At 71.6% G+C, this 13001-nt stretch carries 11 protein-coding genes; 6 read left to right on the top strand and 5 right to left on the bottom strand.

What is annotated here, in order from left to right:
- Positions 1-46 precede the first annotated feature (46 nt).
- The 4 genes from AAEP86_RS16055 (at position 47) to AAEP86_RS16040 (ending at position 4522) form a co-directional block, all read left to right on the top strand.
- On the top strand, positions 47-1348 hold the full coding sequence (locus AAEP86_RS16055) for an ABC transporter substrate-binding protein (protein ID WP_420368288.1): 1302 nt from the start codon (positions 47-49) through the stop codon (positions 1346-1348).
- A gap of 173 nt (positions 1349-1521) precedes the next feature.
- The gene (locus AAEP86_RS16050; protein ID WP_420368287.1) at positions 1522-2517 is read left to right on the top strand and encodes a carbohydrate ABC transporter permease; all 996 of its coding nucleotides are present in this window, start codon (positions 1522-1524) and stop codon (positions 2515-2517) included.
- Entirely contained in the window at positions 2510-3349 is an 840-nt protein-coding gene (locus AAEP86_RS16045; RefSeq protein WP_420368286.1) for a carbohydrate ABC transporter permease, read from the top strand. The genes AAEP86_RS16050 and AAEP86_RS16045 overlap by 8 nt, the downstream gene beginning before the upstream one ends.
- A gap of 225 nt (positions 3350-3574) precedes the next feature.
- The gene (locus tag AAEP86_RS16040; RefSeq protein ID WP_420368285.1) at positions 3575-4522 is read left to right on the top strand and encodes a TolB family protein; all 948 of its coding nucleotides are present in this window, start codon (positions 3575-3577) and stop codon (positions 4520-4522) included.
- A gap of 163 nt (positions 4523-4685) precedes the next feature.
- Here AAEP86_RS16040 and AAEP86_RS16035 read toward each other — a convergent pair whose 3' ends face one another.
- From AAEP86_RS16035 to AAEP86_RS16015, 5 genes are all read right to left on the bottom strand, one after another.
- On the bottom strand, positions 4686-5360 hold the full coding sequence (locus tag AAEP86_RS16035) for an ABC transporter ATP-binding protein (protein ID WP_420370513.1): 675 nt from the start codon (positions 5358-5360) through the stop codon (positions 4686-4688).
- Between the two features lie 161 nt (positions 5361-5521).
- The gene (locus AAEP86_RS16030; RefSeq protein ID WP_420368284.1) at positions 5522-7036 is read right to left on the bottom strand and encodes an ABC transporter permease; all 1515 of its coding nucleotides are present in this window, start codon (positions 7034-7036) and stop codon (positions 5522-5524) included.
- 129 nt (positions 7037-7165) lie between these two features.
- The gene (locus AAEP86_RS16025; RefSeq protein WP_420368283.1) at positions 7166-7894 is read right to left on the bottom strand and encodes a glycosyltransferase; all 729 of its coding nucleotides are present in this window, start codon (positions 7892-7894) and stop codon (positions 7166-7168) included.
- Positions 7891-9249: a PIG-L family deacetylase gene (locus AAEP86_RS16020; RefSeq protein ID WP_420368282.1), complete on the bottom strand. Its 1359-nt coding sequence runs from the start codon at positions 9247-9249 to the stop codon at positions 7891-7893. Before AAEP86_RS16020 ends, AAEP86_RS16025 begins: the two co-directional genes overlap by 4 nt.
- Positions 9243-10286: an acyl-CoA dehydrogenase gene (locus tag AAEP86_RS16015; protein ID WP_420368281.1), complete on the bottom strand. Its 1044-nt coding sequence runs from the start codon at positions 10284-10286 to the stop codon at positions 9243-9245. Before AAEP86_RS16015 ends, AAEP86_RS16020 begins: the two co-directional genes overlap by 7 nt.
- A 104-nt stretch (positions 10287-10390) precedes the next feature.
- On the opposite strand from AAEP86_RS16015, the gene AAEP86_RS16010 reads away from it, so the two are divergent.
- On the top strand, positions 10391-11131 hold the full coding sequence (locus tag AAEP86_RS16010; protein ID WP_420368280.1) for a response regulator transcription factor: 741 nt from the start codon (positions 10391-10393) through the stop codon (positions 11129-11131).
- Complete coding sequence (locus tag AAEP86_RS16005; RefSeq protein WP_420368279.1) at positions 11128-12780, top strand: sensor histidine kinase; 1653 nt, start codon at positions 11128-11130, stop codon at positions 12778-12780. Before AAEP86_RS16010 ends, AAEP86_RS16005 begins: the two co-directional genes overlap by 4 nt.
- The last annotated feature ends 221 nt before the right edge of the window (positions 12781-13001 follow it).

The raw sequence follows: 13001 nt of genomic DNA, 5'->3' as shown, positions 1-13001 counted from the left end.
ACCGATCCACCACCTGCACCATCTCAACGACGAGAAAGAGAGAGTCATGCGCACTGCGATCCGCGCACTGGCCATCACCGCGGCCGCGGCACTGACCGTGACCGGCCTCACCGCCTGCTCCGCCGGAGGATCCGGTTCGTCCGGCGACTCCAAGACGCTGACCTACTGGGCCTCCAACCAGGGCACGTCGCTCCAGAACGACAAGGAGGTGCTGACCCCCGTCCTCAAGAAGTTCACCAAGGAGACCGGGATCAAGGTCAACCTCCAGGTCATCGGCTGGAACGACCTGCAGAACAAGATCCAGACCGCCGTCACCTCGGGCCAGGGCCCGGACGTCGTCAACATCGGCAACACCTGGGCGACGTCGCTCCAGGCCACCGGCGCCTTCCAGGAGTTCGGCTCCTCGGAGATGAAGGCGATCGGCGGGTCCGACAAGTTCGGCAAGGTCGCGCTGTCCACGGGTGGTGCGCCCGGCAAGACCGTCACGAGCGTCCCGCTCTACGGCCTCGCCTACGGCCTGTACTACAACAAGAAGATGCTCTCCGACGCCGGCATCACCCCGCCGACGAACTGGGAGGACCTGGTCGACGACGCCAAGAAGCTGACGACCGGTTCGACCTACGGGTTCAGCCTCGCCGGTGGTTCGTACACCGAGAACGCGCACTTCGCGTTCATCAACTCGGCGCAGAACGGTGGCGAGTGGTTCGACAAGGACGGCAAGCCGACCTTCACGTCGAAGGCGAACGTCGAGGGCATCAAGCGCTACCTCGACCTGATGCAGGACGCCAAGGTCGCGAACCCGTCGAACGCGCAGTACGACAACGCGACGCAGTCGACCACGGACTTCGCCAAGAAGAAGGCCGCGTTCATCCTCAACCAGAACAACGCCAACGCGACGATCGAGTCCCTCGGGATGAAGGCGGACGAGTTCGGCGTCGTGGCCCTGCCCGCACCGACCGGCGCGAAGCAGATCGCCAGCTTCCCGGCCGGCATCAACCTGTCGGTCTTCAAGAACACGAAGAACAAGGACGGCGCGCTGAAGTTCGTCAAGTACATGACGAGCCAGGACACGCAGGCCACGCTCGACAAGCCGTACTCGGCCCTGCCGGTGCTCGCCTCCGCTGCTGACTCGGTCACCGACGAGCAGACGAAGACGTTCCTCGACATCTACAACAACAAGGCGAAGCCGCTCCCGCTGGTGCCCGCCGAGGACCAGTTCGAGTCCACGGTCGGCAAGGCGATGAACGACATGTTCGCCAAGATCGCGACGGGTTCGAAGGTGTCGGAGGCCGACATCAAGAGCGCGCTCCAGACCGCCCAGGACCAGGTGTCCCAGGCGAACGGCTGATCCAGCCTGGAGGCCCGGGGCGCGTCCGCAGGACGCGCCCCGGGCCTCCACCTCCCGCACCCGGCCCCGCGCCGGGGGTGAGCGCATCGGCTCACGCATGCCGCGCCTCCAGACCGCTGCTCCGGTCACGGGCGCGAAGCCCCGATCCTCCTCCTGCCGAAAGGCCACCACCCATGTCCACCTCGGTCCTGCCCGACTCCGAGCGCATCGACCTGACCCACACGAAGGCGCCGACCCTGTCGGGCCCGCAGCCGGGTCGGAAGCCGAAGCGCCACTGGCTGCCCTACGCGCTCGTCGCGCCGGCGATCCTCTTCGAGCTGCTCATCCACATCGTGCCGATGCTCGTCGGCATCTGGATCTCGTTCATCCAGCTCACCAAGTACTTCATCGCGAACTGGGGCGCAGCTCCCTTCGCCGGGTTCGGGAACTACTCCGTCGTGGTCGACTTCGACCAGGCGATCGGCAAGGGCGTCCTCAACTCGTTCCTGATCACCTGCGCCTTCACGGTGCTCGTGGTCGGGCTGTCGTGGAGCTTCGGCATGGCCGCGGCGGTCGCGCTGCAGAAGCCGTTCGCCGGCCGCGGGCTCTTCCGCACGCTGTTCCTGGTGCCCTACGCGCTGCCGATGTACGCCGGCGTGATCACATGGAAGTTCATGTTCCAGCGTGACACCGGCGCGCTGAACCACCTGCTCGTGGACCAGCTGCACCTGTTCGGCGGCAACGCCCCGTTCTGGCTCATCGGCAACAACGCCTTCGTCGCGGTCGTCGTGGTCGCCATCTGGAAGACCTGGCCGTTCGCGTTCCTCATGCTCATGGCCGGTCTGCAGTCCGTGCCGAACGACGTGTACGAGGCCGCCTCCGTCGACGGCGCGAAGCCGTTCCGGCAGTGGCGCTCGATCACACTGCCGATGGTCCGCCCGGTCAACGTGACGCTCGTGCTCGTGATGTTCCTCTGGACGTTCAACGACTTCAACACGCCGTTCGTGCTGTTCGGGTCGACCGCGCAGCCGCCCGCCGCGGACCTGCTGAGCTTCCACATCTACAACGCGTCGTTCATCACCTGGAACTTCGGTTCCGGTGCCGCGATGAGCGTCCTGCTCCTGCTCTTCCTGCTCGTCGTCACCGGCATTTACCTCGCCGTGACCAACCGGAGGTCCGTCCGTGCGTGAGACAACTGGCGCCAAGTCCTTCAAGATCATCACCCTGGTCGTCCTGACGCTGTTCACGGTCGTGCCGCTCTACGTGATGATCACGACGGCCATCAAGCCCCTCGGGGACGTGCAGGACAACTTCACGTGGATCCCGTCGAACATCACCTTCCAGCCGTTCATCGACATGTGGTCGACGGTGCCGCTCGGCCGGTACTTCATCAACTCGCTCGTGGTCTGCACGGTCGCGACGGTGTTCTCGCTGATCATCGCGACCTTCGCCGCCTACGGTGTCTCGCGCTGGAACTTCAAGGGCAAGAGCACTTTCACCACCGCGGTGCTCTCCACCCAGATGTTCCCCGGCGTGCTGTTCCTGCTCCCGCTGTTCCTCATCTTCACGAACCTCGGGAACGCGCTCGGCATCCAGCTCGTCGGGTCGTGGCTCGGCCTGATCATCACCTACCTGACGTTCACGCTGCCGTTCTCGATCTGGATGCTCGCGGGCTACTTCGAGACCATCCCGCGCGAGCTCGACGAGGCCGCGATGGTCGACGGTTCCGGTCCGATGGGTGCCCTGTTCCGCGTGATCCTGCCCTCGGCCCGTCCGGGCCTGGTCGCGGTCGGCATCTACTCGTTCATGACCGCCTGGGGCGAGGTCCTCTTCGCCTCGGTCATGACGAACGGCCTCGGGTCGACCCTGGCGGTCGGTCTGCAGCAGTACTCGACGCAGACGAACGTGTACTGGAACCAGGTCATGGCGGCGTCCCTCGTGGTGTCGATCCCCGTGGTCGCGGCGTTCCTCATCGTGCAGCGGCAGTTCGTGGCCGGCCTGACCGCCGGTGCGGTGAAGTAGGCGCACCCGCGCTGACCTGACCGGACCCGTCCGGACCGGTTCGTACCCGTCCGTACGGGTCCGTACCGGTTCGTACCGCGAAAGCGACAGATGCCCGCCACCGTCCGGCGGGGATCTGTCGCTTTCGCGTTCGTCGGGCGACCGCGCCGTCCGACCCCGCCGCCCGACGAGACCCCGCCGTCCGGCCTGACCGCGCCCGACCCCCGACCCGACAGGATGGACACCATGAGCGAGACACGAGGGCGGCAGCTGCTGCCCGGCCAGACCAGCCGCGTGCACGTGTACGACGTCGAGACCCGGTCGAGCCGGCTCGTGTTCGCGTCGGACACCGTCCTGGTCGAGGCCCCGAACGTCCTCGACGACCACACCCTCGTGCTGAACGGGAACGGCGACCTCTGGACGCTGCAGCTGCCGGCGCCGGGCAGCGACACCGTCCTCGACGAGTCCGCGCTGGTCCCGGTGCCGATGGACGGGGTCGACGAGATCAACAACGACCACGTGCTCGACCCGTCCGGGGCCTCGGTCGTCGTGAGCGCCCGCGACGGGGACCTGTACCGCGTCCCGCTGCCCGACGGCGGCCCCGCGGAACGCCTCACCGACGCCGCCTCGGCGCTGCCGGTCGTCCGGAAGTTCTACCTGCACGGCATCGCGCCGGACGGCAGCGCGCTGGCGGCGATCGTGGGGGAGCGCTCCGAGGACGGCGTGTGGACGACCGACGTCGCGAGCGTCGACCCGGCGACCGGTGCGCCGACGTTCCTCACCCGCGACGAGCACCCGGACGACGGGTGCACGATCACGCCCGTCGGCGGCACCTGGCTCTTCAACACCGAGCGCTTCACGCCCGGCACCGCGCAGATCGCGACCGTCTGGCCCGGTCACGCCGAACCGGTGCGGATCACGAACGACGACCGGGTGAACTGGTTCCCGCACCTGTCGCCGGACGGTTCCGACCTGCTGTACCTGTCGTACGAGCCCGGCGTGCAGGGGCACCCCGCCGACCACCGCGTGGAGCTCCGGCTGCTGCCGGGGGCAATGGTCCGTGGAGCGCGCATCGCCGTCGCGCCGGAGACCCTCGTGACGCTCGACGGCGGGCAGGGGACCGTCAACGTGCCGCCGTGGGCACCAGACTCGTCGTGGTTCGCGTACTGCGACTACCCGGTGCGGTCGGCCTGAGCCGACGGGCCGACGGGCCGAGGGGCTGGCGGGCCGACGGGCTGGCGGGCTGGCGGGCCGGCTGGCCGGCGAGGGGCTCGTCCGCCCGCCCGAGACCCGGCCCGCCGCCCGAGCCCGAGCCCGACCCGCTGCCCGCCGCCGGCCACCCGCCAGCGGTCGGCCGCTAGGCCTCGCGCACCTGCCCCTGCTTGATGTGCAGGCGGCGCTCCGCGCGCTTCGCCACCCACGAGTCGTGCGTGACGATCACCACGGTCAGTCCGCGCTCCCGCCACTGCTTCTCGATGAGTCCCGTGATCTCGTCGCGGGTCACCTCGTCGAGCGCTCCCGTCGGCTCGTCCGCGAGGAGCACGCTCGGGTCCTTCACCAGCGCCCGGGCGATCGCGACCCGCTGCTGCTGCCCGCCGGAGAGCTCGGCCGGCAGGTGGTCGAGCCGCTCGCCGAGTCCGACCTCCTGCAGGGCAGCGGTCGCCCGCGTCCGGACCTCGGCCCGCGTGCGGTTCGCCCCGGACCCGGCGAACGCGGTCTCGACGTTCTCGAGCGCCGTGAGCGTCGGGATGAGGTTGAAGCCCTGGAAGACGAAGCCGATCTCGGTCGCGCGCAGGTCGGTGAGCGCCCGGTCGCCGAGTGCGGCCACGTCCCGGTCGCCGAGCATGACCGATCCTGCACTCGGACGGTCCAGGGCCCCGAGCATCTGCAGGAGCGTCGACTTCCCGCCGCCTGTCGGGCCCTGGATCGCCACCAGTTGCCCGCGGGGGATGGTCAGGTCGACGTTCGTCAGGGCGGTGACGGTGCGGTTCTTCTGCCGGTAGGTCTTGCTGACGTTCGTCAGCCGGTACATCGGACCGGAGGCGCGGGTCGCGTCCCCGGCGGCGGTGGCGGTCGCGGTGGTGGTCACCGGAACTCCTTCTGGTCGCGTCGGTTCGGTGGTGGGGGTCGTGCCGGGGTCGGCGGTCGGGCCGGTGGCGTGGTGGGCCCCGGGGCCTGCGGTCGGGCGGGTCATCACGCCACGCTCCGGAGGGCCTCGGCCGGGCGGAGTCGGCTCGCGCGCCACCCGCCGAGTGCCCCGGCGATGAGTCCGCCGAGGATCGCGAGGCCGACGGCGAGCAGGATCACCTCGACGGTGACCGGGGCGTGCAGGACGACGTCGGTCGTGTTCGCGGAGCCGGAGCCGCCGCCGAAGCCGCCGGCCGGCGCGCCGCCGGTGGTGCCGCCGGCCGCGGCCGTCGCTGCGCCACCGGGCACGCCGCCGCCCGAGCCGGGTCCGGTGCGGGACGAGGACGAGGCGCTCGCGGAGACCGTCGGTGCGATGAGGTTGACGACGAGGATGCCGACGAGGCCGACGACCGCGCCGACCACTCCGCCGATGACACCCTGCACCAGGGACTCGCCGGCGACCTGTCGCGTGATCCGGCCGTTCGACCAGCCGATCGCCTTGAGCGTGCCGAACTCGCGCGTCCGTCGCGTCACGCCGGAGATCGTGAACAGGACGGCGATGAGGAACGCCGCGGCGAGGACGACGATCGACAGCCACGTGCCGAGGTTCGAGACGAGGGTCGACGCGGTGCTCAGGGAACCGGAGACGCTCGAGGCGAGGTCAGCCTCGGTGGAGACCGTGGCGCTCGTGAGCCGTGCCTGCAGCGCTGACTTGATCGTGCCGACGTCGGCGGACGACGAGGCGGAGACGTAGACCGAGGTGACCTTCCCGTCGAGGTCGGCGAGGGCCTGCGCGGTGTCGAGCGGGACGTAGGTGTTCGAACCGGTGGTCGACGACGAACCGGTGGACGCGACGATGCCGATCACGGTGAAGTCCTTCCCGCCGATCGAGAGGGTGTCGCCGACGGCCTTCGACTCGCTCTTCGCGTAGGCCGAGTCCAGCACGACGACGTCCTTCCCAGCGTCCGCCGCGGTGAAGGTGCGCCCCTTCGTGAGCTCGGTGCTGGTGAGCGGTCCGACGGCGGCACCCGAGACGGGGATGCCGGTGACGGTGAACGCGTCGACGCTGAACGAGCCGCCGCCGAAGCCGCCTCCACCCGTGGTCCCACCACTCGGCGGACCCTGCTGCGTCGAGCTGTCGCTCGAGCTGCTGCTGCCCGACTGCTGCTGGACCTGACCGGAGAACGTGTTGTTCTCGAGCGTCAGGACGCCGGTGGCCGCCTTCACCCCGTCCGTGCTCGTGACGGTCCGCACATCGGCGGCGCTGAGCGTGCTCGATCCGCGCGTGACGGCGAGCCGGGACTGCGACAGGTCGGTCGAACCGCTGCCGCTGCCCTGGCTGCCGAAGTCGAAGCTCGGGCGCCCGGTGCTCGAGCCCGTCGGGGTCTCGGTCTTCGTGACGGTGATGTCGGTCCCGACGCCGTACACGGACTGCAGCACGCTCGCCTGCGCGGCCCGGACGCCACCGGCGATCGAGGACACGATGACCACGAGGGCGATGGCCAGCGCCATGCCGATCGCGATGATGACGGTCTGCTTCGTGCGGTTCGTGAGTTCGCGCCTGAGGTAGGTCAGGAACATGCTTCTCCTCCGTGGTGGCCGGCTGGGGTCACCGGCCGTGCGGAGCGCACGGCGGGGCCGACGGAGGAGAACCTAGGGAGCCCGCTTCTCAGCGGTGCTCACGGCTCCGATGAGGTTCCTATGAGGACCTCAGGAGGCGTCGCCGTAGGTGATGCGGAGGTGCTCGGCGTACCCGCCCGGCGTGCGCCCGTCGAACCGACCGCTCGTCACGACGGGGAGGTCGGTCGTCGCGCGGACGTCGTACCCGAGCGCCCGGGCACGCTCCACCAGCCGGACGTCCTCGTGCTCGGGCACCGGGTCGAAGCCGCCGAGCGCCACGGACACGTCGGCACGGATGCCGAGGTTCGCGCCGTGCACGTGCCCGAGCGTCGACCCCGGAGGGTGTGCCCGACGCCACCGCGCGAGCACCGCGGGGTCGAGGTCGTCCGGGTCCGGCACGACGGCCCCGACGAGCAGGTGCGCCCCGTCGACGTGCGCCGCGACCTGCTGGACGAGCCACCCGGGGTCGACGCGGGAGTCGGCGTCCGTGTGACCGAGCCACCGGTCGGCCGGCGCCGGACCGGACGCGAGCGCGCGCGTCGTCCCCACCGCGCGGGCACGCCCGACGCCGAGCCGGTCGGTCTCGACGACGTCGAGCGGGACGGTCCGCCAGAGCGGTTCGGCGGCCGCGGCGGCGTGCAGGCGGGCGGCCGTGCGGTCGGTGCACCCGTCGAGCACCACGGTGACCGCGACGGTCACGTCGGGGTGCGAGCGCGCCAGCAGCCCGGCCGCGTCCGCGAGGGCCCCGAGGCACCCGGCGATGCCGTCCTCCTCGTCGTGTGCGGGGACGACGACGTCGATGCGTTCCGGCAGGGTCACGGGGTGAGTCCCTCGACCGCTGCGACCGAGACCACGCCGGGTCCGGGCAGGACGCTCAGCACGAAGTCCGGTTCCACGTGGCGGACCAGGGCGGGCCGGGGCCAGCGCTCGGCCAGCCGGGCGTCCACGGCGTCACCGCTCGACACCGCCTCGTCGTCCGGGTGGCGCCAGTGGCAGGCGACCAGGACGCCGTCGTCGTCGAGGCTGGCGAGCACGGCGTCGATGGTCGCGTCGAGGTCGACGGGCGACAGGTAGTACCCGACCTCCGACATGACCACGAGGTCCCACCGTCCGCTCGGCCACTCGGACGGCAGGGCGGCCTGCACGAACCGCGCGGCGGGGGCTCGGTGGCGCGCACGCTCGAGGGGCGCTGCGGAGATGTCCGTCCCGAGCACGGCGTCGGCCCGCTCGGTGAGCGCTGCCGTCAGCACGCCCGTCGCGCAGCCGAGTTCGAGCGCCGACCGGTACCGCTCGCGGGGGAGCGCCGCCAGGGTCACGGCACGCTTCCGCCGCTCGTACCAGGAGCCGTCGAAGTCCCACCCCTCGGGCTTCCGTTCGTAGTGCGCGTCGAAGGACTCCCGGGAGCGGGACGCCGACGTGTCCACGGCGAAGGACCACTCGATGGGGCCGAGGTGGTGGGCGGCGTGTCGGTCGTCGACGATCGCCTCGTCGCCGGGAGCCGGCGAGAGGGGTTCGGTCTGGGACACGTAGGCGGCGAGGGCGCTCCGCTTCCGTTCGAGCACGGCAGCGGACACCGGCAGTGCACGGGCGCGGTCCCACGGCATCGCGGAGTCCTGCGGGTCGTCCCAGTGCCAGGCCCAGATCGGGTAGGCGAGCAGCTCCGCCGCGTCCGACCGGGCGACGACCTCCTCCGCGACCTCCCCGGCGATGCGGTGGTCGCGGTGACCGTCCCCGCGCCAGGGCGCCACGACGAGGACCCGGCCGGTAGTCGCGGCCAGGTGCGCCGTCAGGGCGTCACGGAGCACGTCGGGGTGCTCGCGGAGCCCGCCGTCGGGCACGTCGAGGACGGTGGCGCTCGCCGCCGGGTGCAGGATCCGGAGCGCGGTGCGGAACTCGTCGTCGCGGACGGCCCGGAGCCGCTCCGGGGTCGTGGTGGGGGAGTCCGGGTGCGAGCCCTCGCCGCGGGTGACGAGCAGCACGTGCGCGGGCAGGCCGGCGTCGGCGGCCGTCGCGAGGAGGGCGCCGGCGCCGAGGGTCTCGTCGTCCGGGTGCGGCGCGACGACGACCACCGACGTGACGCCGTCCAGGGTCGTCGGGTCGGTCTCGAGGTCGGCGGTGGAGCGCACCCAGGCGGCGGGGTCCGTGCCCGGCTCGCGGTGGTCGAAGCTCACCACGCGACACCGCCGTCCGTGGTCAGGACCTTCCGGCCGATCCGTGCGAGGTCCCGTTCGCCGTGGTCCTGCAGGACGTAGAGCTCGAGGTCGGCGACGCGTGCGGCGACCGCCGGGTCGCTCGTCAGCGGACCGGGTCCGACGGTCGCGACGACGCGGGAGCGCACCGCGTCGACCGCGCGGCGGACGCGGGAGCGGACGAGCCCGGCGAGCAGGGACCAGTCGGTGCCGTCCTCGGGGTCGGCGGCGTCGATCCGCGCAGCGGCGTCCGCGAGGGCGTCCTCGGCGTCGGCGAGGTCGGCGACGGTGGCGCCGAGCGCGGCCTGCAGCAGCTCGGACTCCGGCCGTGTCGACGCGAGTGACCGCAGCACGCGGGCGAGTCCGACGGCGCCGCCCCACCAGCACGCGGCCACGCCGATGCCGCCCCACGCGAACCCCGGTCGGCGGAGGTACCAACCGGGAGCGCCGACGGGTTCGGCGCGGACGCCGTGGAAGTCGACCGGGCCGCTCGGCACGTCCGGCATGCCGCGGGCCACCCAGGCCTCGTCGTGCACGGTCACGCCGGGCTGCCGGAGGTCGACGGCGACGAGCTGCCGGTCCTCGCCGACGTGCGCCGTGACGAGCGCGTGCGAGAGCGTGGAGGCCAGGGAGCACCACGGCTTCGTGCCGTCCAGGACGACCGCTCCGTCGGGTCCGTCCGGAGCGGGGGAGGCCGTGAGCCGCAGCCCCGGTCCCTCGGCCGCGAACACGCCCCACGTGGAGTCGTCGGGCGCGGGCACGCCGGCCTGCTCGAGGATGCCGAGTGCGTCGAGGTGCGGCTCGACCGTGCGGGCGGTCGCCACGTCCGCCGCGGCGACGGCCGCGAGCGTCGCGAAGGCGGCGCCGGCGTTCCCGGCCGACAGCACCGGTCCGGTGGACGTGACCCACCGGGCGAAGGCGAGCCGGTCCGACGGGGACGAGCCGTGCCTCCCGGCCTGCTCCTCGATGCGGGTGCCGTCGACGCGGTGGGCGGAGGACGGCCAGGCAGACGCACGGAGCATGACTCGAACCTACGGAGGATCGGCCGTGCGCGCCCTCGGCAACCCACAGGGCGCCGAGGGCTGCTCCACAGACGCCTCATAGGAACTCCTCGATACTCGGAGAGGTGACCATCTCCCAGCCCGCAGCAGCCCCGCGCCTCACCCGTGCCGACGGAACCCCGTTGCGCATCCTCGTCGTCGACGACGAAGCCAGCCTCACCGACCTGTTGTCCATGGCGCTCCGGTACGAGGGCTGGGACGTGAAGAGCGCCAACGGCGGTCAGGACGCCCTGGCCACGGCCCGTGAGTGGAAGCCGGACGCGATGGTGCTCGACGTGATGATGCCGGACCTCGACGGTCTGCAGGTCCTCGGCCGCCTCCGGCAGAACAACGACGACACCCCGGTGCTGTTCCTCACCGCGAAGGACTCCGTCGAGGACCGCGTCACCGGGCTCACCGCCGGCGGCGACGACTACGTCACGAAGCCGTTCTCGCTCGAGGAGGTCGTGGCGCGGCTCCGCGGGCTCATCCGTCGCTCGCAGATCTCGATCTCCGAGGCGGGCGACTCACGCATCGTCGTGGGCGACCTGCTGCTCGACGAGGAGTCGTACGAGGTCTCGCGTGCCGGACGGCCGATCGAGCTGACCGCCACCGAGTTCGAACTCCTGCGCTTCCTCATGCGCAACCCCCGTCGTGTGCTGTCGAAGGCGCAGATCCTCGACCGTGTGTGGTCGTACGACTTCGGCGGCAAGTCCAGCGTCGTCGAGATCTACATCTCCTACCTGCGCAAGAAGATCGACGCCGGCGAGACCCCGATGATCCACACGGTGCGCGGCGTCGGGTACGTCATCAAGCCCACCTCGTGACCCTCCGGCGCCGGCTCGTCCTGAGCATCGTCGCCCTCGTCGTCGCCGTCAGCGCGGTCATCGGCGCGGGCAGCATCATCGCGCTCGCGACCATCCAGACGGGTGCGATCGACGGGCAGCTCTCGAAGGCGACGAACCGCGTCAGCACGAAGTTCGGGGAGGGGCAGCAGGACCCCGACGGTCAGCGGCCGGACGACGCCGCACTGCAGCCGCTCGGCCAGGCGGCGGGGACCCTCACGGCGTACTACTTCTCGGGCGGGGGTCCCGGTGGCTTCGTCCTCACGGACAACAGCTCGCAGCTCCGGCTCACCGCCTCGCAACTCGACCGGCTCGGGCAGGTGCGGGTCGGGGTGGACCCCGCGACCATCGACCTGGGCGACTCCCTCGGCAAGTACCGCGTCGCCGCGGTGCAGGTCGTCAACCCGGTGCTCGGCAACGCCGTCCTCGTCGTCGGCCTGCCGATGTCGCCCGTGTACGACAGCGTCCGGTCGCTGCTCGTCGTCGTGATCCTCGTGGTCGCGGCCGCCCTGGTCGCGGCGTCGATCGTCGCGGCCGTCGTCGTCCGGCGCTCCCTGCGGCCACTCGAACGCGTCGCCGAGACCGCCTCCACCGTCGCCCGGATGCCGCTCGAACGGAGCGACGCGCTGCAGGACGTCCGCGTACCGGACACCGACCCACGCACCGAGGTCGGCCGGGTCGGCAGCGCCTTCAACCGGATGCTCGGGCACATCGCCGGCGCCATGCGTGCCCGGGAGCGATCGGAGCAGAAGGTCCGACAGTTCGTCGCCGATGCGTCGCACGAGCTCCGGACCCCGCTCGCGTCGGTGCGCGGCTACGCGGAGCTCACCCGGCGGATGGGCGGCGACCTGCCGCAGGACGTCGTCTACGCCATGGGCCGGATCGAGTCCGAGGCGATCCGGATGACGTCGATGGTCGAGGACCTGCTGCTCCTCGCCCGACTCGACGAGGGCCGCGAGATCCAGTTCGACGAGGTCGACCTGACGGGGCTCGTGTTCGACGCCGTCAACGACGCCCACGCCGCGTCGCCCGACCACCCGATCGAGGTCGACGTCCCCGAGACGCCGGTCGTCGTCGTGGGGGACGCCGCGCGCCTGCACCAGGTCATCGTGAACCTCGTCACGAACGCGAGGACGCACACGCCGGACGGCACGCGGATCACGGTCGGGCTCGCGCCGTCCGGCGACGGGACGGGCGTGGACATCACCGTGCGCGACACCGGTCAGGGGATCGACCCGGAGTTCCTGCCGAAGCTGTTCGAACGGTTCGCCCGCGCCGACAGCTCGCGCTCCCGGACCGCGGGCTCGACAGGCCTCGGGCTCGCGATCGTGGACGCGGTCGTGCAGGCGCACGGCGGGAGCGTCGAGGTGCGCAGCGAGCCCGGGGACACCGTGTTCACGGTGCACCTGCCGGCGGAACCGGCCGGTGCACCGTCCACCGGCGCTGCGCCCGCCGGTGCGGCTGCGCCTGCCGGTCCTGCGTCCGTCGGCGCGGCGCCGGCCGGTGCGGCTGCGCCCGCCGGTGCGGCTGCGCCCGCCGGTCCTGCGGCCGCCGGCTCGGCGGTCGCCTCGCCCCCGCCGGGCGCGACCGACGAGTGGTCGGCGACCCCGACAGCGTCCCCCTCGGACTGACGGTCGGGAGGCGCGGGGCGGGCCCGCACCGCGCCTCCCGACCGGCACTTGGTGCGGTCCGTCGGATCTGGTACAGTTCTCGAAGCCAAAGACCGCCGGATGTTCGTGTGCTCGCACACGGACCGAAGGTCCTCTCCCGGAGAGGCATCCCGCGCAGGTGTTCCGAACCACTCCCGCCTCCTGGTGGAAGCAGCTCCGAGCCTCTGCGCCGGAGCTTTTTT

The sequence above is a fragment of the Curtobacterium sp. L1-20 genome, from assembly GCF_048755855.1.
Lineage (GTDB): Bacteria > Actinomycetota > Actinomycetes > Actinomycetales > Microbacteriaceae > Curtobacterium.
Note: the sequence above shows the minus strand (reverse complement) of the source record. Positions and strands in the feature narration are given on the sequence as shown.

Coding starts and splice junctions, on each gene's coding strand:
- AAEP86_RS16015 (WP_420368281.1), bottom strand. CDS start 10,286: ATGCTCCGTGCGTCTGCCTGGCCGTCCTCCGCCCACCGCGTCGACGGC.
- AAEP86_RS16050 (WP_420368287.1), top strand. CDS start 1,522: ATGTCCACCTCGGTCCTGCCCGACTCCGAGCGCATCGACCTGACCCAC.
- AAEP86_RS16040 (WP_420368285.1), top strand. CDS start 3,575: ATGAGCGAGACACGAGGGCGGCAGCTGCTGCCCGGCCAGACCAGCCGC.
- AAEP86_RS16035 (WP_420370513.1), bottom strand. CDS start 5,360: ATGTACCGGCTGACGAACGTCAGCAAGACCTACCGGCAGAAGAACCGC.
- AAEP86_RS16030 (WP_420368284.1), bottom strand. CDS start 7,036: ATGTTCCTGACCTACCTCAGGCGCGAACTCACGAACCGCACGAAGCAG.
- AAEP86_RS16055 (WP_420368288.1), top strand. CDS start 47: ATGCGCACTGCGATCCGCGCACTGGCCATCACCGCGGCCGCGGCACTG.